The organism is Amycolatopsis sp. Poz14, from assembly GCF_006704225.1.
Taxonomy (GTDB): Bacteria; Actinomycetota; Actinomycetes; order Mycobacteriales; family Pseudonocardiaceae; genus Amycolatopsis; species Amycolatopsis nivea.
On the sequence record NZ_JACLHD010000002.1, the window covers coordinates 370,197 to 389,671 of the forward strand.

Consider the following 19,475-nt stretch of genomic DNA (forward strand, 5'->3'; position numbering starts at 1 on the left):
GGGGGTCGACCTCCGGCAACAGGCCAGGTCAAGGGTTCGCAACGAAGGCGATCAACCTCGACTACGCAAGGGTACTACAAAGAACCGATCATGACGACCCTGCGATGGCAACCAAGCGTGCTCGATTCAACTCCGAGGGCGCCGACCAGGACCGCGAAGCCCGGGAAACATGGATCCGGCAGCGGTTCGTGTCCCAGTCAGCGGACCACCGGCACCCCGACCGGCCCAACGAACCGGCCCCGGACTGTCCATTGTGGACAGCCGGAACGGCGGCTGGTTCACCGGCAGCCGACTGCGGTGAGTGACGAAATCGCACCGGATCCGCCACTCGGCGGATAAAGAAGGCGGGCACCGGTCCGGAGACCGGCACCCGCCTTGAGAAAAATCAGGCCGGCGAAACCATCGCCCGCACCGCGGCCGGGACGTCGGCCACCGCGACCTGCTCCTGCTCACGCGTGGCCAGGCTCCGGACCGTCACCCGGCCGGCCGCCCAGTCCTCCTCGCCCACGATGACGACCGCCACCGCGCCCGCCTTGTCCGCGCGGGTGAGCTCCTTGCCCAGCTTGCGCAGCTCCAGCGGGGTCGACGTGCGCAGGCCCGCCTTGCGCAGCACCGTCGCGACGTCGCGAGCCGGGTCCGCCAGCTCCTCGGTGACCGGGATGACCGCGACGTCGACCTCGCTGCGCGGCTGCGGCGTGAGGCCGTGCGCGTCGAGGAAGTCCATCAACGTCACGTCGCCCATGCCGAACCCGATGCCGGAGATCTGCTCCTTGGTGAACATCGAGGCGAGGTTGCTGTACCGGCCGCCGCCGAACAGCGCCCGGCGGTTCTGCGGCGAGGTGTCGAAGACCTCGAACACGGTCGACGTGTAGTACGCCAGCCCGCGCACGATCAGCGGCTCGTACCGGACCAGGCTCGCCGCGCTGCTGGACAGCACCTTGACCAGGTTCGACTCGGCCTTGACCTCCGCGGGCAGCTCGTCGAGCAGCGCCGGGCCCGCGCCGAGGGTCTCGGCGAGCTTCTCGTACTGCTTGTCCGACAACCCGATCTCGGCGGCGCTCGCCGCGTGCTCCTCGGCCGAGGTCTTCTCCCACCGGTCGACGAGCGCGAACACCTGCGCCAGGTGGTCCGGCGAGATCCCGACGACGTCGGTGAGCGCCGAGGACAGCAGGTTCCGGTCGTTGACCCGCACCGCGAACATGTCCGGCGTCGCGCCGACCGCGCCCATCAGGTCGTGGATCAGCTCGAACATCTCGATCTCGCAGTTCGCGCTTTCCGAACCGAAGATGTCGGCGTTGATCTGCCAGTGCTCGCGCACGCGGCCGCGCTGCGGGCGCTCGTAGCGGTGGCAGTTCGGGTGGCTGTACCAGCGCACCGGGAACGACAGCGATTTCGCGTGGCCGGCGATCATCCGGGCCACCGACGGCGTCATCTCCGGACGCAGCGCGAGCCGCTCGCCGCCGCGCGTGGTGAGCGTGTACAGCTGCTGGTCGGCGATCTCCTGGCCGGACTTCCGCTCGTAGACCTCCGCCTGCTCCAGGATCGGGCCGTCGTAGCGGAGGTAGCCGTAGCGCTCCAGCACGTCGTAGAGATGGCCGAACACCTGCGTGCGGACGGACATTTCGGCGGGGAGGAAGTCTCGGGTCCCCTTGACAGGCGCAGTTGACAGGTATTCAGGCACGTCATCAAGCTTAACGACCCGGCGCCAGCGATTTCGTCAGGGGAACGCGACGCCGTACGCGGTGAGCAGCATGGCCGCGCCGAGCAGCACCGCGCCGCCGGTCGTGACGCTCATGCCGACGCGGGTGCGCAGCATCGCGAGGAAGAACCCGCCGGACTGCGCGAGCACGCCGAACAGCAGCAGGAAGCAGACGATCCAGCGCGCGGTGTCGCCGAGCCCGCCGTGCTCGACCAGTTGCAATGCGGCGAGCGTGAGGACGAGCAGGACACCGGCGTGCGCGTGTCCGGCGCGGAAAAACCCGCGCTGCTTCTCGGTGAGGTCACCGCGGCGCAGCACGCCGCTCAGCGCGTAGCCGCCGTACATGACGGTGGGCAGCGATACGAGCGCGATGACGGTGAACAACTGGACTGGGCCGTGCATGGTCGCCTCCTTTGGGGTGCGGAGCGACCATAACACTGTTTTAAAACACTGTCACGAAACTTGCGTGTCCCCCTTGCCGGTGGCTGTCACCCGACGGTCGAGGGAATCGAGCGGCGGAGCGGACGACGGTGGACTGCGCTGAACGGCATGACTACGACCTCGATGCGGCGCCGCGCCCGATGGGCCGGTCTCGCCCTGTCCCTCGCCCTCGCCGGTCTGTGCTCGACCGCCCTGCCCGCGCAGGCCGCAGTGCCCGCCGCGCACCAACTGGCGAAGAAGAAGCCGGTGCACATCAAGGCCGCACCGGTCAAGGCCAAGGTGCACAAGGGAGAGCAGATCCGGATCCACGGACACTTCGCGACCGGCCCCGCGGGCCGCGCCGACGACGACGGGATCTTGTACCTCCAGCAGCAAACCCAGGCCGGAGCGTGGGTGAACCTCGCCGCCGCCTCGTGCTCGCCGGACCACGACTTCGACCTCGGGATCCGGCTGAACGTCTCCGGGAGCTTGACGCTGCGGGTCTTCCATCCCGAATCCACGCTGTTCACCGCGGCGGTGTCGGCGGTGTTCACGGTCGTCGTGCTCTAGGAACCGATCCAGTAGGTGTCCGCGGCGGAGAACGGGCATCATGTCGGGCGTGAGCCAGCCCGGGGATGCCGCTTCGCCGCAGGTGGCTTATGCCGACCAACTCCGCCAGCAATCGGCGACCTGCCGGTTGCTGGCGGAGAAGCAGCGCGAGAACACCGCCGTGTTCGAGGGCTTCGCCGAGCGAGGCCTTCCCGGTTCCGCCGAGATGGCGGTCCGCTCGGAGCGTTCGGCGCGGTTTCTCGTGTTGCTCGCTTCGGTGATCGCGGAGCAGGCGATCGCGCACGACGAGCTGATGGCCGCCGGTGGGCCGGAGAATTCGCGCGCGTATGTGGAGTACGAGGCGACGACCCGGCGGCTGCGGGCGTTGTTGCCGACGGACTCGCTCACCGATTGAGCGGTTACGGACGCGGAGTCTGCGCGTGGGTCAGCGCACCCACGATGTCCTCCGCCAGCAAAAGACTCGCCAGCCCATGGCCGTGCTTTTCCCGCCGTACCAACGAAACCACGTTGTTGCTGAACGCATCGCGCACCGGGCGGAAGACGAGGCGGCCGTCGCGGATTTCCTCGGCGATGTCGAATTCGCTCAGGAACGCGATGGCGTCACCGGACGCGGCGAGTCGCTTCATCGTCTCGATCGAGTTCGTGTGGAAAGCCGGTTCGATGTCGAGACCGGCCTTGGCGAAGGCTTCCGCGACGATGCCGTGGATGACCATCGACCGGTCGGCGAAGATCAGCGGATAGGGCGGGCATTGCGCGAGCGGGATCGGGTCCGCGCCGGCGAGCGGATGGTGCGGAGCGACGACCACGCCGAGCCGGGTGTTCATTTGCCAGCAGACTTCGAGGTGCGCGGACGGCGGGACGTTGAAGCCGAGTCCGAGGTCGGCTTCGCTGGCCTCGACCGCGCGCAGGATGTCCTGCGTCGTCATCGTGCGGATCGAGATCCGGACTCGCGGGTGCCGGACCCGGAACGCCGCCGCGGCGGTGGCGACGACGCTGCTGGCCAGGCCGGTCATCGTGGCGATCACGACCTCGCCGCTGCCGAGGGCGTGCAGGTCGCGGATGTCCGCGACGGTCTCGCGGTACTGCTGCAGGGTGCGCCGGACGTGCGCGAGAAGCGCTTCCCCGGCTGGCGTCGGACGCATTCCGCGCGGCAGGCGGTCGAACAGCGGCTGGCCGAGTTCCGCTTCCAGGAGCAGGATCTGCCGGTTGATCGCGGACGGCGCGACGTGCAGCCGGGCACCGGCCGCGCGGATGGATCCGAGGCGTGCCACTTCGTCGATGTACTGCAGCAACCGGGAGTGGAGCACGGGCGGACCTCCTAAGCGTACGAAAAAAGAGTACACGTCGTACGAAAATGAATGCTTGTCAGCAACGGTGTCCGCCGGGTTCTATCAGTGCACCAACGACACCGAAGTGAGGACACCGTGCCGGAATCGCCGACTTATCCCCTGCACGCGGCGGAAGACGTTGCCGCACAAGAAGAGCACGTGCGGACGATCTTCGACATTCTCGCCGGCGAGCGCGAAGCGGACCTGCTGCTGCGCAATCTCAACATCGTCGACGTGCACACGGAAAGTGTCTATCCCGGCACGCTTCTCGTTTACCGGCAGCGGATCATCGCGTTGAACCCCGACGAGTCGATCGTGCGGGTGCGCGAGGTTTTCGACGGCGAGGGGCTTTACGCGATCCCCGGGTTGATCGACGCGCATCTGCATTTCGAATCGCAGCTCGCGCATCCGGCGGCGTTCGGGGAGGCAATCGTCCCGAGTGGAACGACCACGGTCTTCGGGGAAACCCTGGATTTCGCCAGCGCGGCCGGGGACGAGGCGGTGGAAGCGGTCCAAACCTTGTTTGCCGACCACGAAAAACTCCCGTACCGGCTTTACGCGTTCGCGCCGGGGAAGAAGACCTCGACGGATGTCACCGAGGCCATGCTGAAGATGGATCCGGTGATCGGACTGGGCGAACTCGCTCACTTGTCCTACATGACCGGGGACGCCGACGACTTCCGCAAATCCGCGCTGGGCCGCGCGAATTCCGGATTCGTGAACTGCCATTGGGGCGTCACGGCACTGTCGGACATGCTGCTGAACTACATGCCCGCGATCGGCGTCGACAACAACCACGACGTCTGGAACGAGGACGACATCGAAAAGAGCGTCCGCTACGGCCTTAACACGCAGATCAAGTTCGGCGTCGGAAGTCCCGAGGTCATCCGGACTATGTTGCGTGCCATCGTGAAACGGCGCTGGCCCGCGGAGAACTTCCAGCTCTGCGCCGACAACATCTCGGTGGACCGAGTCCTGCGGCAGGGCCATATCGACTGGGTGATCTCGCTGGCGATCGAAATGGGCATGCCGCCGATCAAGGCGATCAAAATGGGCACCCTCTATGCCGCCCGTTCGTTCCGCAAGGACCGGGACCTCGGTTCGCTCAGCCCGGGCCGCTTCGCGGACATCGTCCTCACGGACAGTCTTGCGAAGATCAATCCGCGGTACGTGTTCAAGGGCGGCGAGTTGGTGGCCCGCGACCGCAAGCTGCTCAACCGCGTCGGCATCGATTACTCCAGCCTGGCCAAGAAACCGAAGCCGGGTCTCGCCGATCTGACTCCCGAGCAACTCGACCTGACGCCGATCGAAGTCTCCCCCGAAGGCGACCAAGCGAAGGTGCTGCTTTTCGACGTCTACGGCCGCGGACATCTCAAGTTCGCCCAAGAGATCTGGGTGCCGTTCCGCGACGGCGCGGTCGTGCCCGAGCACGAAGGCGAGCGGCTCAACCGGATTTCGGTCGTGCAGCGCTATCCCGACGGAGAGCGGCACATCGTCACCGGGTTGTTCAAGGGCGTTTCGATCGACCGTGGTGCGGTTTCGACCTTCTGGCCCGCCCCGTCGGCGTACTTCGTGAGTGTCGGCAGCGAGAGCACGGAGATGTGCGCCAACCTCAAGCAACTGGACACACTGGTCGGCGGCTGCATCGTCACCGAAGACGGTGAGACAAAAGCCTGTCTGCCACTGGAATTCTACGGCGTGATGGCCGACATGAACCTCGCCGAACTCGTCGACGCGACCCGCTCAATCGACACCGCGCTCGAAAAACTGGGCAACCGCAACGAAGGCGAGCCCGTCGTCAACAAACTCCTGACCCTGTTCATCTCGCTCGACCGTTTCGGATTCATGAAGTAACCCTCAACGAGGAGGTCACGGTCGTGCCTTACGACAAAGACGCGGGAGTAATCGACAACGGAAACGTGGTGCGGCGCTGGATCACCTACATCGCCGGCATCTACCTGCTGACGCTCGGTCTCGGCCTGGCCATCCGGGCCGGGATCGGCATCTCCCCGCAAAGCAGCCTGACCCGCACGATGACGCTCGTGCTGCCGCCGCTCAGCCAGGGCACGTTCAATCTCATGCTCGAAGTGCTCATGCTCATCCTGACTTTCCTGGTGCTGCCAAGGGCATTCAAACTCCAGAACCTGTTCTCGCTGGTACCGGCACTGATCCTGGCCGCGCTGCTCGACTTCAACCTGATGGCGACGAAGTGGATCTCCCTGGCCCCGTACGCGGCTAATCTCGCGCTGCTGTTCCTCGCCGACGCGATGCTGGCGTTCGGGCTCTTCCTGATGATCCGCGCCAATCTGGTGCTGATGCCGATCGACCTGTTCGTCAACACCCTGCAGAAGAAGACCGGTCGCAAATGGGGAAACATCAAGACTGTCTTCGACTGCACGCTGCTCGCGATTTCGGCAGGCATCGGGCTGATTTTCCTTGGCGGACCGCATTTCATCCGCGAGGGCACGATCATCAACGCCGTACTGGTCGGCCAGTACATCAAGCTCTATTTCTTCCTGTACAAGAAGTTCCAGTCCCGCAAGCTCAAGCCCGTTGAAAGCGCAACGTGAACGTCGCGCCGACCCCAGGCTTGCCGAACGCAGCGATGGTCCCGCCGTGACCCGCGACGACTTCCTGCACCAACGCCAGCCCCAGTCCGAAGCGCCGACCCTCGCCGTGCGCGCCGTGGGCGAACCGCTCGAAAAGGCGTTCCGCTTCGTGCTGCGGGAAACCCGTCCCGGTGTCGCACACGCGCAGTTCGACGTGCCGAGCATCCGGGTTGGCGAGAATCACCTCGATCGACCCGCCCGGCGGCGTGTGCCCGATCGCGTTGTCCAGCAAGGCGGACAGCACTCGCCGCAACGCGGTCGGTACGCCCGGCACCACGTCCTCCAGGCCGGGTGAACGGCTCAGCCGGAGGTCCACCTGCCGGTCGTTCGCGCGGACCGATTCCGCCGCCACGGCCTGTTCCGCCAGCACCGCCAGCTGCACCGGCTCCAGATGCGGCCGCTCGGAACAGGCCTGCGCGGACAGCAGCAAATCGTCGACCACCGCGCCCAGCTCCCGGGTGCCTGAGACCAGGGTTTCCAGCTCGGCCGGTCCCGCACCGCCGCGCCGGGCCAGGAGTTGCGTGCGGGTGTGCAAGCGGGTCAACGGCGCCCGCAGCTCGTGGGACGCGTCGGCGACGAACGTCCGTTGCCGGCGCAGCGCCTCGCCCAACGGCCGGATCGCCCGTCCGGCCAGCAGATATCCGCTGATCACCGAGATGATCAGCACCGCCAGCTCGGCCACCCCGAGTCCCAGCAGCAGCTGTTCCCGGTCCGAGATCAGGTAATGCTCGTTGAAGAACGCCTGCCAGACTTCGCCGTCGCGGTTGACCGTGCGGATGGTGTACGTCGCGCCGTCGAGCACGCGTTCTTCGGTCACCACGTCGCCGTCGTTCGGTACCGCGGGAATCGGCGGGAGCGCGAACGGCAGCCGCCCGGCAGGCGCGTGTCCCTGCGGCGTCACCAGGTAGGTGCATCCGGGCGGAGTCGCGGAAAGCCCGTGCCCCAAAGCGAAATCCAGCTGGCGTTCGGTCTCCGCGGCCTGCCCGCGCAGCAGCACCCAGTACGCGATCGCGCCCGCGGCGAGCACGACGATCGTGATCACCACGGCGATCTGGCCCGCGATGATCCGCCGCGCGCGCCGCAGCGCCCGCGCCTCCGGAGCGACGACGGTGGTCACACCGCCCCGATCTGGTAGCCGAGGCCGTGCACGGTCTTCACCACGCCGCGGCCCAGCTTCCGCCGCAGGTAGTACACATAGGTGTCCACAATGGACTCCGCAGCGGACTCGGTGAACACTCCCGCACGCAGCGACGCGCGCGGGTGGATTGCCTTGGGCCGCTGGGCGAGCGTGCGCAACAGCTCGAACTCGCGTCCGGACAGTGTCACCCGCTCGCCGCGCGGCAGCACGACCTCGTGCCGCTGGAGGTCGAGCGCCGCCGCGCCGAGCGGGAGGGACTCGGCGTGCTCCGCGTCGCGGCGGCACAACGCGCGCACCCGGGCGAGGAGTTCGTCGGTCTCGAACGGTTTCACCAGGTAGTCGTCGGCCCCGGTGTCGAGGCCGTGCACCCGGTCGGCCAGCTCGCCCAGCGCGGACAGCACCAGCACCCGCGCGGGCACCGCCCTGCGGCGCAGCTGGGCCAGCACCGAAAGGCCGTCGACCACCGGCAGCCGCCGGTCGAGAATCACCACCGCGTGCCTTCCGGTGAGCCCGAGGTGCAGGCCGCGCTGTCCGTCGTGGGCCACTTCGGTCTCGTAACCTTCTCCGGCGAGCAATTCGACGAGCATCCCGGCGAGATCGCGATCGTCCTCGACCAGGAGCACCCGGGAAGCCGCCGGGGTCTCTGCCTCATCGTGCACAGGTCCATACTCGCAGTGATCCGGCCATCCGACCCTCGACTTTCGTAGGCAATCGCTCAGCTTCGCCCGCTCAGGAGAAATTCGGGCATTTCCCCGTCCGCGTACCGGCGGGCGTCGCGTTTGTCCAGCCAGCCGAGCACCGGCGAGGTCATGATCGTGGTGACGAGCGCGACGAGCACCAGGACGGTGAACAGCGCGGGCGAAACGATTCCGGCGGACAGCCCAACGTTCAATGCCACCAATTGCATCAGTCCGCGCGCGTTCACCAGCACGCCGATCCGCAGCGCGACCGGTTGCGGTTCGCCGGTCAGCCGTGCCGCGCCCCACGAGGCGCCGAGTTTGCCGACCACCGCGACCGCGATGCAGACCAGCGCGAACAGCAGCAGCTTCGGGTCGGCGAGCAGCGCGAACCGCGTGTTCAGGCCGGAGTAGGTGAAGAACAGCGGCAGGAACACGACCCGGCCGACCGGCATGATCCGCGCGAGCACCGCGTCGGCCGCCTCGCCGCGCGGGAAAACCAGCCCGAGCACGAACGCGCCGAACACCGCGTACAGGCCGATGACGTCGGTAAACCACGCGGCGGCGAAGAGGAACATGGCGGTCACGAGCATCCGCTGGTCCACCGACACCCGCGGGTTGTCCATCACCTTCACCACGATCCGGCGGACCACCAGCCACACCAGCAGCACGAACAGCACTCCGCCGCCGATGGCCGTCGCGATCGGACCGGCCGTACCGGCGTGCATGCCGAGCACGACGGCCAGCAGGATCCAGGCGAGGACGTCGTCGAGAGCGCCGCAGGCCAGCGCCAGCGAACCGAACCTCGTGCTGCCCAGGCCGCGTTCGGTGATGATCCGGGCCATCATCGGGAACGCGGTGATCGCGATCGCCACCGCGACGAACGCCGCCGAAACCACCGGCGACACCCCCGGTTTCAGGATCCCGGCCCAGTTCGCGCCGAGCACGCTCACCCCGACGCCGAGGGCGAGCGGCACGACCGTGCCCGCCGCGGACACTGCCGCCACGGTTCGGCGGCCTTCCTTGAGCGCGCTCAGCCGGAATTCGTAGCCCGCGCCGAACATGTAGATGACCAGCCCGATCTGGCCGCCGAGGTACAGCAGCGTCCGCACCGAGTCCGGGAACAGCCATTCCTGCACGCCCGGCAGCAGGAGCCCGAGCAGCGACGGGCCCAGCAGCACGCCGGTGACCATCTCGCCGACCACCGGCGGCTGCCCGAGCCGCACGGCGAGCGCGTTCACCGCGCGGCAGGCAGCCAGAATCACCACGGCCGCCAGGAAAAACGCGGGTGCGGCTTCTACGGCACTCATCGGGTTCCTCCCTGGAAGTGTTTGGTGCACAACCGGAGCCGGCGCGCGTCGAGCACCATGTAGGTGCCGAACACCAACTGCGCGAGGCTGCGCCACACGTCTTCCCAGCGATCCCGCACCGCCAGATAGGCCAGCGCGGTCCGCGGATTTCTCCGCGATCCGCGCGGCGTGACGAAAACCGGTCCGCGATTGGGAATCGACCGGGTGTGCGCGGCGCTCGTGGCGAGAGTGAATCGGCGCAGGAATTCCCTGGTGACCACCCGTATGGTGACCGGGGCGAGGCCGCGCGCGGGACACGGCCGGTTCTGCGCGACGCCGAACGGCAAGAAATTTCTCTGCTGGTGCGCGGGGCAACCGGCCCAGCGCTCCGGGTCGAACTCGTCGGCCCGGTCCAGTCCGGCGTGGTGGAATTCCGGATAGCTGAACAGCAGCACGGTGCCGGCGTCGATGGTCCGGTCGGCCAGTTCGATGTCGCCGGTGCTGATCCGGTGCGCGATGCCGAACAGCGGGTACGTGCGGAGGCATTCGTCCAGCACGCGGTCGAAGTACTCGTCGTCATCCGGGTTTTCCGCGAGCCTCCGCTGCACCTGCGGATGTTCGGCGAGCACCATCAGCAGGTGCGCCATCGCCTCGGACATTTGCACGACCGCGGTGTTGAAGAACGTCCCTTGCAGGTAGAACACCTGCTCCTCGCGGGTGAGCCGGGACGGCAGCGGATGCGGTACGTCGTCGAGGCGGCGGCGCAGGTACGCGGTGAGGCGGGCGCGACGGCGCATGTTGCGCGGGCGCACGCACTTCAGCGCGGACACTACGTCGTCGGCGTGGCCGACGATGAGGTCCCGCGCCTCCGGCGGACACGGTTCGCCGAAGACCAGCTCGTAGTACAGCTCGGCCCAGACCGGCATCATCTCGTCGCGCAGCCGGAGCAGCCGTCCCGGCCCGATTTCGATCCGGTCGAGCACGCGCGCGGCGACCCGCTCGGTCAGCGCCTGCGATTCGGCCTTCGACTTGACCAGGATGCTCCGGGTCGTTTTGGCGACCTCGTCGTAGCGCGGGCCTGGCTCCAGATGTTCCTGGTGCACCTGGGGTCCGGGCGCGAGCCAGTACCAGAACAGGTCGGACAGCGCGGCGCCCTCACTGCGCCCGTCGGCGGCCGGATCGGCGTACACCCGGCGGAAGTCCTCGACCGGAACCGGGTAGCCCTCATCCCCGTTGACCAGCGCGAAAATCCGGTTCCGCAGCGCGACCACCCGGCCGGGCAGCCACTTCGGCGAGGTCGCGATCAGCCCGGCCGCCCCGGCGACCACGAGCCGCTTCATCGGACCAGGTCCGCGGTCAGCTCGCCGGGGGTGCGCTCCCCGCAGAGGCCGAGCGCGGTGTCCGTTTCCTCGCGCAGCCGTTCCAGCACTTCGGCGACCCCTTCCTGTCCCGCCGCGGCGAGCCCCCACAGCACCGGCCTGCCGACGCCGACCGCGTCCGCGCCGAGAGCGAGCGCCTTGACCACATCCGCGCCGCTTCGCACGCCGCCGTCGAGAAGCACTGGCACTTGACCGTCCACAGCGGACACGATTTCCGGCAGCGCGGCCAGGCTCGAAATTGCGCCGTCGAGCTGTCGGCCGCCGTGGTTGGACACGAAAATCCCGTCGATGCCAGCCGCCACCGCGCGTCGGGCGTCGTCTGGATGCAGCACGCCTTTGAGCAGCAACGGCATTTTCGTGGCCGCGCGCAGCCAGCCCAGGTCTTCCCAGGTCAGATCGACGGGCATCTCGATATTCCGCACGCGACCGGTGCTGTCGCGCATGTTCTCGGCGGCCATCCCCGGAGGGAGATCGTGGAACGAGTGGCGAAATTCGCGTTCTCGCCGTCCGCGCACCGCGGAATCGACCGTTATCACCAATGCCCGCGCGCCCGCGTTCTCTGCCCGGCTGATGACCGCTTCGGTGAACTCCCGGTCTGACTGCACATACAGCTGGAACCACAGCACATCCGCGACCTTGGCGACGTCCTCGACCGCCGTCGTCGAGGCCATACTGCACACAAAGACGGTGCCCGCTTCCGCGGTTGCTTGCGCGGTCGCGAGTTCTCCGTCCGAATGCGCGAGCCGGTGGAAAGCCGTCGGGCACACCAAAATCGGCATCGACAACGGTGATCCGGCGATTTCCACCGACAGGTCACGTTTACCGACTCCGCGCAGCGCCCGCGGCACAAGGACGCGGCGGCGGAATTCCTCTTCGTTGGCGCACAACGTGTCTTCTCGCCCCGCGCCACCGGCGTAATAGTCGTAGTGCGCTGGTTCCATCCGTTCCCGCGCGATGGCTTCCAGCTCCGCGATCGTGCGCATGTCAGAGCTGCTTGGTGAAGAAGGCCGCCAACGCGTCCACGTGCACCGGGCGGTTCCACTCGTTTTCGAGGTTCTCGGTGACGTGGTGGGTCGCGACCAATTCGCCGCCCTGGTAATGCCGGACGATCGGGTGCAGGTAATGTCCTTCGCCGGAATCGTTCGCGACGTCCTGGCTCGCGCGGGTGACAGCGAAATCGAACGGGTCGATCTTGTCGTGGTCCGGCCCGTAGTCGAGAGTGATCACAAACGCGTCGGCGCTCTCGCCCAGCGGGGTGTCCTTGAACCGGTCGACCGGGACTTCCTCGTAATACCTGGCTCGGTCGCCGTCGACCACGAGGACGTCGGCGAGGAAGCCGAACTGCTGGTACAGCGCGGAAGTGCGGTTGATCCGGCGGATGACGGCGTCGACCAGTTCGCTGGTCTTGTTGGCCACCACCGTGTTCGGCCATTCGGTGTCGTGGTAACGCTCGTCAAGCACCTTGGAAAGCGCGCGGACGCCGTAACGGTAGCCGTGGATGAACGCGCTGGTGGCTTTCTTGAAATCGCGCACCTGGGTGATCGTCCCGGCGAAGTAGAGTCCCGGCACGTTCACCGATTCCCACGACGACGTCTGCGCCGGGAACCGGTTGTTGATCGTCATCTCCGGACGGCAGTCCTCGTCGAACATCGAGGCGTCGAAACGGAATCCGGTGGCCGCGATGACCCGGTCGTAACGGATCTCCTTCACCAGTTCATTGGCGCGGGCGAAGGCGAACTTGACGTGGTAGCCGTCGTCGTCCTTGGTGATCTCGCGGACGTCGCCGTCGAGAATCGCGTGCTGCAGTTTCAGCTGGTACATGTCGAGCACGCCCGCGTTGTACGCGCGGAGATGCCCGACGAAGTGCGTGCGCCAGGCGAGTTTGACCGGTCGCGGCCCCGCGACGTGCAGCACCGCGGCGTAGGCATTGATGCTGTCAGCCGTCTCGAAAGCGGAGTTTCCCTTGCCCAGCACGAGAACGCGCTGGTTGATGAACTGCTCCGGCTCGATGTCGTAATCGGCGTACTGGTCGACCAGTTCCATGCCCGGCACGTCCGGGACATACGGCTTGGTCACGCCGGTCGCCATGATCAGCCGGCGCGCACTGAACGTTTCCCCGTCCGCGGCGGTGACCGTGAAGACGTCGTCCGCGCGCGAAATTCGCGTAACCTCGGTGTCGTACCGGATTTTGACGTCGTGTTTCGCCGCGTAATCGGCGGTGTAGCGCAGGAACGCTTCCGCGGGCGGGAACATCTCCGCGCTGTAGTCGGTGAAGACGAGCGGGTCCGGCCCGTCGTCGAGCAGCGAATTCCAGTCGACCCGGAGGTTCAGCTCGGGGTCGGTCCATCCGGTGTACTTCTTGTTGACCGAGATGAGCGTGCGGTGCCGGGGAAAGCGCGTGAAGAACGCGGCGGGCACGGACCCGCGCTCCAGGACCAGGTAGCTGCGCCCGGCCCCGCCCAGCTGCCGCCCGAGCTGCAATCCCGCCGGCCCGGCTCCGACCACCAGGTAGTCCAGCACGTCCGCCATGAAACCGACCTCCCGCGTCGCCTTGATCTGACGGCGATCAGAGTGGTCGGAAGATCTCAGAAATCCCTCAGAACGTACCCGGTCTTCGGGACACCGGTGCCCCGCTTCCGTCGCGGGGCACCGGCTTCAGCCGCTACTTGCCGGTGACGCGCGCGAGCGCCTCCGGGTACCGCGCACCGGCGACCGCCTCGAGCGGAGCGGCCTTCTCGATGGCCGCGATGTCCTCTTCGGACAGTTCCAGCTCGGCCGCGCCGACGTTCTCTTCCAGGTACTTCCGCCGCTTCGTGCCCGGGATCGGCACGACGTCGGAGCCCTTGGCCTGCACCCAGGCGAGCGCCAGCTGCCCCGCGGTGACCCCCTTGTCCGCGGCCAGCGCGCGCAGCGCCTCGACAATCGCCATGTTGCGCGCGAAGTTGTCCTCGGCGAACCGCGGCAGGCCGCGCCGCATGTCGCCCTCGGGCAGCTCCTGCACCGAGGTGACGGCACCGGTCAGGAACCCGCGCCCCAGCGGCGAGAACGGCACGATTCCGATCCCCAGCTCCCGGCAGGTGCCGAGAATTTCGTCCTCGATGCCACGCGTCCACAGCGACCACTCGCTCTGCAGCGCGGTGACCGGATGCACCGCGTGCGCCCGGCGGATCGTGTCCGCACCCGCCTCGGAGATCCCGGCGAAACGGATCTTCCCGGCCTGGACCAGCTCGGCGAGCGCGCCCCAGGTCTCCTCGATCGGGACGTTCGGGTCGACGCGATGCTGGTAGTAGAGGTCGATGTGGTCGACCCCGAGCCGCTGCAGCGATTCGTCGCAGCACTGCTTCACGTACGCGGCGTCACCGCGCGCGGTCATGCCCTGATCGGTGTGCACGATGCCGAACTTCGTCGCGAGAACCACCTGGTCGCGACGGTCCGCGATCGCCTTGCCGACGAGCTTCTCGTTCTCCCCCGCGCCGTACACGTTGGCCGTGTCGAGCAGGGTCACCCCCAGTTCCAGCGCCCGGTGCACGGTGGCGACGGACTCGCCGTCGTTGTCGCGCACGCCGTAGGCCGAGCTCATCCCCATGCAGCCGAGCCCCTGTGCCCCGACCTCCAGTGCGCCGAGCTTCCTCGTACCGATCACGCGGAAATTCCCTCCATCTCGGGCGCGACGCCGAAGGCCTTGCGCTCGATCTGCTCGTAGTTGGCGATCTTGTAGTCCAGAATGTCGAGACAACCCTGCAGTTCGGCGATCCGGTCGGCGACCGACTGCCGCTGCTCCACGAGGATCGCCTTGCGCCGTCCCGCGCTGGCCACCCCGTGCCTGCGCAGCGAGGCGTACTCGCGCATGCTCTTGATCGGCATCCCGGTGAGCCGCAGCTTCGTGAGGAAGCCGAGCCAGTTCAGGTCCTCGTCGGAGTAGGCGCGCCGCCCCGCCGAGTCTCGTGCGGGCGGTTCGAGAAGCTTGATCCGTTCGTAGTACCTGAGGGTGTCGATCGACAGGCCGCTACGTCGTGCGGCTTCCGCTATCGAGTAGCTCATGCGCTCGACAGTACGACCTGGAGTGCACTCCAGGTCAAATCTTAAAACGACGGTCACGGTCGCGTTTTATAACGTTGTTGCGTTACGCTGGGTACATGCCTCGCCCCCGTACCCATGACGAAACCCTCCGGCTGAAGCTCCTGGACCGGGCAGGCGAACTGATCTCCGCGGACGGCCCCAAGGCCCTGTCGCTGCGCAAACTGGCCGCCGACTCCGGCACGTCGACCACCGCGGTGTACTCGCTGTTCGGCAGCAAACCGGACCTGGTGAACGCGCTGTACGTCGAGGGCTTCCGCCGCTTCGGCGCCCGCCTGGCGAAGGTCCCCCTGTCCGGCGACGCAGTAGCCGACCTCGTGCGGCTGGGCATCGCTTACCGCGAAAGCGCCCTAGCCGACCCGCACCTGTACGCGATCATGTTCAGCCGCTCCGTGCCGGGCTTCGAACCCAACGCCGAGGCAGACGAGGTCGCCCAAGCCACCCTCGCCCCGCTGATGGGTGTCGTCCGCGCCGCGGTGTCGTCCGGCCAGTTCCAGGACGTCGCGCCGGAACTGATCACCGTCAGCCTGTGGGGTTTCGTGCACGGCCTGGTGTCGTTGGAACTGTCCGGCCGCCTCCCGGACGGCTTCAGCGTTTCCGACGCGTACGAGAAAGCCTTGCACGCCAACGCTTCCGGCTGGCTTACCTAGCCCCGTACTGCCGGTCCCCCGCATCGCCGAGCCCCGGCACGATGAACCCGGAATCGTTGAGCCGCTCGTCAATGCTCGACGTGACCACCCGAAGCGGCAACCCAGTCTGCTCCAGATGCGCCAGCCCTTCCGGCGCGGCAAGCGCACAGATGGCGGTGACGTCAGTAGCACCACGATCGGTCAGCAGACGAATCGTGTACTCCATCGAGCCACCGGTCGCGAGCATCGGATCAAGCACCAACACCGGCCGATCCGAGAGCGACTCGGGCAACGACTCGAGATACGGGGTCGGCTTGAGCGTCTCCTCGTCACGAGCGAGCCCGACGAACCCCATCTGCGCGTCCGGGATCAGCTTGTGCGCCTGATCAGCCATGCCAAGCCCCGCCCGCAACACGGGCACCAGCAATGGCGGACTGGCAAGCCGATACGCGTCAGTGCGCGCGACCGGAGTATGAATGCGCTCAGTACGCACCGGCGCGTCCCGCATGGCTTCATAGACGAGCATGACAGTCAACTCATGCAGCGCGGCCCGGAACGCAGCACTGTCAGTCCGAGCGTCCCGCATGGTCGAGAGACGAGCCTTGGCCAGCGGGTGATCGACTACCTGCACATCCATAGCGCACAACTTAGCCGCCCGTTTCGGACCCGCCACTCTTTCCCCCGCACCTTCGTGTGCCCCATTACGTCGTGAGGGCCACCCTCACATCCCCTGATTCCCGCAGGGTTCCCCTCACGACCATGCTCCAGAGGTGAGGGGCCCTTCACGGACCCAGATTCCCTCAAGGAGCCCTTCACGGCCGCCCCGCCAACCCAGCCACAGGGATGCTTCCCCAATGTGGCATTGGGTGCGTCGGATGCACCCAATGTGGCGTTCGGTGCGTCAGATGCACCCAATGCCACATTGGGGGTTTTTCATCCTGTTGGTGCTGGTCAGGCGGGGTTGACGGTGGCGGGAGTGGTTGTGCGGCAACGGGCCTGCCGGTTGCCTGCCCGTGGCCGGAACGTGGCGGAGCCCCCGGATGTTGATCAAGTCGTGACTCAAGAAAAAACGTCCGGGGGCTCCGGTCCCACTGTCTCACAGCAGGTTCTGGCCTCGTATCGCAGCGTGTTGCCGGTGTCGCCGCCCACGATCGCGATGCTGGCCGGGTTGATCGGCCGCCGCCGCCGGGCGATCGGGTCGCGGTGGCGCAAGGCGTCCCCGGCCGAGCAGGCGGTGCTGGTGCTGGCGATGCTGCGCCACGACCAGCGGCTGCTGGACCTGTCCCGCGCCAACGCGGTGTCGGCCGCCACGATCCGCCGCTGGCTGCTGGAAGCCATCGACCTGCTCGCGGCCCGGGCGCCGCGGCTGGACCGGGTGCTGCGGCGGCTGGCCGCCCGCGGCGCGGCGGTGGTGCTGGCCGACGGGACCCTGATCCGCACCCGCCGCCGCACCGGCACAGACAATCGCCGCAATTACAGCGGCAAGCACAAACACCACGGCCTCAACGTCCAAGGCCTCACCGACGAACACGGACGGCTGCTGTGGGTCTCGGCCGTGCTGCCGGGCAGGACCGCCGACATCACCGCCGCCCGCCGCCACCGGCTGCGCGACCGCATCCACGCCCGCGGCCTGACCCCCGCCGCGGACAAGGGCTACCAGGGCTGGCGCAAAGACGTCCGCGACACCCGCCGCTGCGACCAGTGCGACGGGCCGTGCGAACAGGTCGTGCTCACCCCCTACAAAGCCGAAACGAACCGGCCGCTCACCCACGCCCAGAAAACCGCCAACTCCGTGTTCAACGCCATGCGCTGCGCGGTCGAGGGCGGCTTCGCCGCCCTCAAAACCTGGCGCGTCCTCGACAAACTCCGCATCGCACCACGCCACGCCACCACCCTCGTCCGCGCCCTGCTCGTCCTCACCCAGCACGAACAACACACCCGCGACACCGCCCAGCCCACCCCGGCCTGACAACTACCACACCCCGCCAACCCACCATGACCAGCACAAACCAGGATGAAAAATCCCCATTGGGGCGCTAACCCCACCCAAACCGCAGCCGGTGCACCCAGCACCGAGGACCCCAGCCGCACCGACGCACCCAACGAGCCAGGCACCTGGCCCTTCCCCGCAGCCGATGCACCCAACGAGCCAGGCACCCAGCCCCACCCCGCAGCCGATGCACCCAACGAGCCACGCACCTGGCCCCGCCCCGCAGCCGATGCACCCAACGAGCGAGGCACCCAGCCCTCCCCCGCACCCCGATACGAAGCGCATCTGCGGTTCGGGGGTGCTTGTCAAGGCATCTTTCCCGCCTTGACAAGCACCCCCGAACCGTCAGCACAATCAAGCTTCGGGGTGCCCCACGCAACCAGGACGGGCCAATGTCGCCGCCAGGCGACGAGGCCCCACCCGACTACCGAGCCTCAGCAAACCACCCAACCCACCGCCGCTGCCAAGGCGTCTCCACCGCCCGCGGATGGTGCTCCCGCCGAACCCACTCCACCGCCTCCTCAGCCCCCACCCCGCCCAACGTCACCAAACAAGCCAGCACAGTCCCAGTCCGCCCAACCCCGCCAAGACAAGCCACCTCGACCGCCTCCCCGGCAACCGCCCGGGCATGCAACCCCAGGATCTCCCGCCGAGCCCCCTCCCGATCCCGCGGCAGCAAAAAGTCCGGCCACAACACCCACCGCCGCTCCCAGTTCAGCGAAGCGTCGTACTTGGCCCGCATCCGCCGGGACCCCAAATACAACCCGAACTCCGGATCCGCTCCCTCCGGCTTCGACTTCCCCAGCCCACGCGCCCGCAACCGAACCCCGTCCGGAAGCACGAGAGTCCCCGTCAACCCAGCATCCATCACGCCATGATGCCCTTATCCACCGTTCGATGGACCCGGCGCAGACCCGACAGGACTAGGCTTTCCCAGGTGAGTGAAGATCCAGCCATGCCGGGCCCGGACCAGATGCGCGTGTCGGACGCCGATCGCGAGCAGGTCGCGCAGGTGCTGCACCAGGCCCTGTCCGAAGGCCGGATCACCATCGACGAACTGGAAGAGCGGCTCTCCAGCGTCTACTCCGCGAAAACGTTCGCCGACCTGAAGCCGGTGACCGCCGACCTGCCGGGCAGCGCCGCGATCGCGCCCACCGCGTCGGCGTCGCTGCAGCCCGTCCCTTCGCGCGCGCTCGGGCTGCCGGACAACCGCGTCGGCGGGCATCCCGGTTCCGCCGTGTCGATCGGCGTGATGTCTGGGGCCGTGCGCAAGGGCAGCTGGGTCCTGCCGCAGCAGCACACGACCTTCGCCTTCTGGGGCGGTGCCGAAATCGACCTGCGCAGCGCCCGGTTCGCCGAGAAATCGTGCACGATCACCGCGGTCGCGATCATGGGCGGGATCGAGATCACCGTCCCGGACGACATCAACGTGAACGTCACCGGCATCGGCTTCATGGGCGCGTTCATGCTGGAGGACAAGTCCGGCGCGCCGCCTGCCCCGCCGACCGCCCCGACCGTGACGATCAACGGCCTCGGCTTCTGGGGCGGCGTCGTCGTGTACCGCAAGCCGGCCAAGGACTTGAACGCACCGCAGATCGAATCCTGAACCCGACTGCACACAGCACCGACAAAAACCGCCGCCCGCGCCACGCGGCTGTGGACAACCGCGA

At 67.5% G+C, this 19,475-nt stretch carries 20 protein-coding genes; 7 read left to right on the forward strand and 13 right to left on the reverse strand.

What is annotated here, in order from left to right:
• Positions 1-385 precede the first annotated feature (385 nt).
• Positions 386-1,681, reverse strand: coding sequence for a histidine--tRNA ligase (gene hisS, locus FKO37_RS45480; RefSeq protein WP_238608575.1), 1,296 nt, complete (start codon positions 1,679-1,681; stop codon positions 386-388).
• Positions 1,682-1,717: 36 nt separating this feature from the next.
• Positions 1,718-2,101 (reverse strand): hypothetical protein, encoded by a 384-nt coding sequence (locus FKO37_RS45485; RefSeq protein WP_037816084.1) that lies wholly within the window; start codon positions 2,099-2,101, stop codon positions 1,718-1,720.
• Positions 2,102-2,248: 147 nt separating this feature from the next.
• Between FKO37_RS45485 and FKO37_RS45490 the strand changes: the two genes are divergently transcribed.
• Both FKO37_RS45490 and FKO37_RS45495 read left to right on the forward strand, forming a co-directional pair.
• On the forward strand, positions 2,249-2,689 hold the full coding sequence (locus FKO37_RS45490) for a hypothetical protein (protein WP_037816085.1): 441 nt from the start codon (positions 2,249-2,251) through the stop codon (positions 2,687-2,689).
• A 40-nt stretch (positions 2,690-2,729) separates the two neighbouring features.
• On the forward strand, positions 2,730-3,083 hold the full coding sequence (locus FKO37_RS45495) for a hypothetical protein (protein WP_037816086.1): 354 nt from the start codon (positions 2,730-2,732) through the stop codon (positions 3,081-3,083).
• 4 nt (positions 3,084-3,087) lie between these two features.
• Here FKO37_RS45495 and FKO37_RS45500 read toward each other — a convergent pair whose 3' ends face one another.
• Positions 3,088-3,996, reverse strand: coding sequence for a LysR family transcriptional regulator (locus FKO37_RS45500; protein WP_134732544.1), 909 nt, complete (start codon positions 3,994-3,996; stop codon positions 3,088-3,090).
• 117 nt (positions 3,997-4,113) lie between these two features.
• Here FKO37_RS45500 and FKO37_RS45505 point away from each other — a divergent pair, with 117 nt between their 5' ends.
• Both FKO37_RS45505 and FKO37_RS45510 read left to right on the forward strand, forming a co-directional pair.
• Positions 4,114-5,871: an adenine deaminase C-terminal domain-containing protein gene (locus FKO37_RS45505; protein WP_238608576.1), complete on the forward strand. Its 1,758-nt coding sequence runs from the start codon at positions 4,114-4,116 to the stop codon at positions 5,869-5,871.
• Between the two features lie 23 nt (positions 5,872-5,894).
• The gene (locus FKO37_RS45510; protein WP_037816090.1) at positions 5,895-6,587 is read left to right on the forward strand and encodes a YitT family protein; all 693 of its coding nucleotides are present in this window, start codon (positions 5,895-5,897) and stop codon (positions 6,585-6,587) included.
• Here FKO37_RS45510 and FKO37_RS45515 read toward each other — a convergent pair.
• The 8 genes from FKO37_RS45515 to FKO37_RS45550 all read right to left on the reverse strand — a co-directional run bounded on the left by FKO37_RS45515 (position 6,562) and on the right by FKO37_RS45550 (position 15,150).
• On the reverse strand, positions 6,562-7,743 hold the full coding sequence (locus FKO37_RS45515; RefSeq protein WP_134732538.1) for a HAMP domain-containing sensor histidine kinase: 1,182 nt from the start codon (positions 7,741-7,743) through the stop codon (positions 6,562-6,564). The two genes, FKO37_RS45510 and FKO37_RS45515, sit on opposite strands and share 26 nt — an antisense overlap.
• Entirely contained in the window at positions 7,740-8,387 is a 648-nt protein-coding gene (locus tag FKO37_RS45520; protein WP_037816092.1) for a response regulator transcription factor, read from the reverse strand. The genes FKO37_RS45515 and FKO37_RS45520 overlap by 4 nt, the downstream gene beginning before the upstream one ends.
• Before the next feature lie 92 nt (positions 8,388-8,479).
• Positions 8,480-9,751, reverse strand: coding sequence for a cation:proton antiporter (locus tag FKO37_RS45525; protein WP_134667548.1), 1,272 nt, complete (start codon positions 9,749-9,751; stop codon positions 8,480-8,482).
• Complete coding sequence (locus FKO37_RS45530) at positions 9,748-11,070, reverse strand: cytochrome P450 (protein WP_238608577.1); 1,323 nt, start codon at positions 11,068-11,070, stop codon at positions 9,748-9,750. Before FKO37_RS45530 ends, FKO37_RS45525 begins: the two co-directional genes overlap by 4 nt.
• Complete coding sequence (locus FKO37_RS45535; protein ID WP_238608578.1) at positions 11,067-12,092, reverse strand: alpha-hydroxy acid oxidase; 1,026 nt, start codon at positions 12,090-12,092, stop codon at positions 11,067-11,069. The genes FKO37_RS45530 and FKO37_RS45535 overlap by 4 nt, the downstream gene beginning before the upstream one ends.
• 1 nt (position 12,093) lies before the next feature.
• The gene (locus FKO37_RS45540; RefSeq protein ID WP_238608579.1) at positions 12,094-13,638 is read right to left on the reverse strand and encodes an NAD(P)-binding domain-containing protein; all 1,545 of its coding nucleotides are present in this window, start codon (positions 13,636-13,638) and stop codon (positions 12,094-12,096) included.
• A gap of 133 nt (positions 13,639-13,771) precedes the next feature.
• Positions 13,772-14,752: an aldo/keto reductase gene (locus FKO37_RS45545; RefSeq protein WP_037816099.1), complete on the reverse strand. Its 981-nt coding sequence runs from the start codon at positions 14,750-14,752 to the stop codon at positions 13,772-13,774.
• Positions 14,749-15,150, reverse strand: coding sequence for a MerR family transcriptional regulator (locus FKO37_RS45550; protein WP_009072633.1), 402 nt, complete (start codon positions 15,148-15,150; stop codon positions 14,749-14,751). Before FKO37_RS45550 ends, FKO37_RS45545 begins: the two co-directional genes overlap by 4 nt.
• A gap of 95 nt (positions 15,151-15,245) precedes the next feature.
• On the opposite strand from FKO37_RS45550, the gene FKO37_RS45555 reads away from it, so the two are divergent.
• Positions 15,246-15,836: a TetR/AcrR family transcriptional regulator gene (locus FKO37_RS45555; protein WP_043831805.1), complete on the forward strand. Its 591-nt coding sequence runs from the start codon at positions 15,246-15,248 to the stop codon at positions 15,834-15,836.
• Here the strand turns inward: FKO37_RS45555 and upp are convergent.
• Complete coding sequence (gene upp, locus FKO37_RS45560; protein ID WP_037816101.1) at positions 15,829-16,452, reverse strand: uracil phosphoribosyltransferase; 624 nt, start codon at positions 16,450-16,452, stop codon at positions 15,829-15,831. The two genes, FKO37_RS45555 and upp, sit on opposite strands and share 8 nt — an antisense overlap.
• A gap of 498 nt (positions 16,453-16,950) precedes the next feature.
• Here upp and FKO37_RS45565 point away from each other — a divergent pair, with 498 nt between their 5' ends.
• A complete protein-coding gene (locus FKO37_RS45565; protein WP_238603485.1) occupies positions 16,951-17,784 on the forward strand; it encodes a transposase family protein in 834 nt (277 codons plus the stop codon).
• Positions 17,785-18,229: 445 nt separating this feature from the next.
• Here FKO37_RS45565 and FKO37_RS45570 read toward each other — a convergent pair whose 3' ends face one another.
• The gene (locus tag FKO37_RS45570; RefSeq protein ID WP_238608580.1) at positions 18,230-18,673 is read right to left on the reverse strand and encodes a protein tyrosine phosphatase; all 444 of its coding nucleotides are present in this window, start codon (positions 18,671-18,673) and stop codon (positions 18,230-18,232) included.
• 105 nt (positions 18,674-18,778) lie between these two features.
• Between FKO37_RS45570 and FKO37_RS45575 the strand changes: the two genes are divergently transcribed.
• Positions 18,779-19,411, forward strand: a complete 633-nt coding sequence (locus tag FKO37_RS45575) for a DUF1707 domain-containing protein (RefSeq protein ID WP_051172616.1) — start codon at positions 18,779-18,781, stop codon at positions 19,409-19,411.
• Positions 19,412-19,475: the final 64 nt, after the last annotated feature.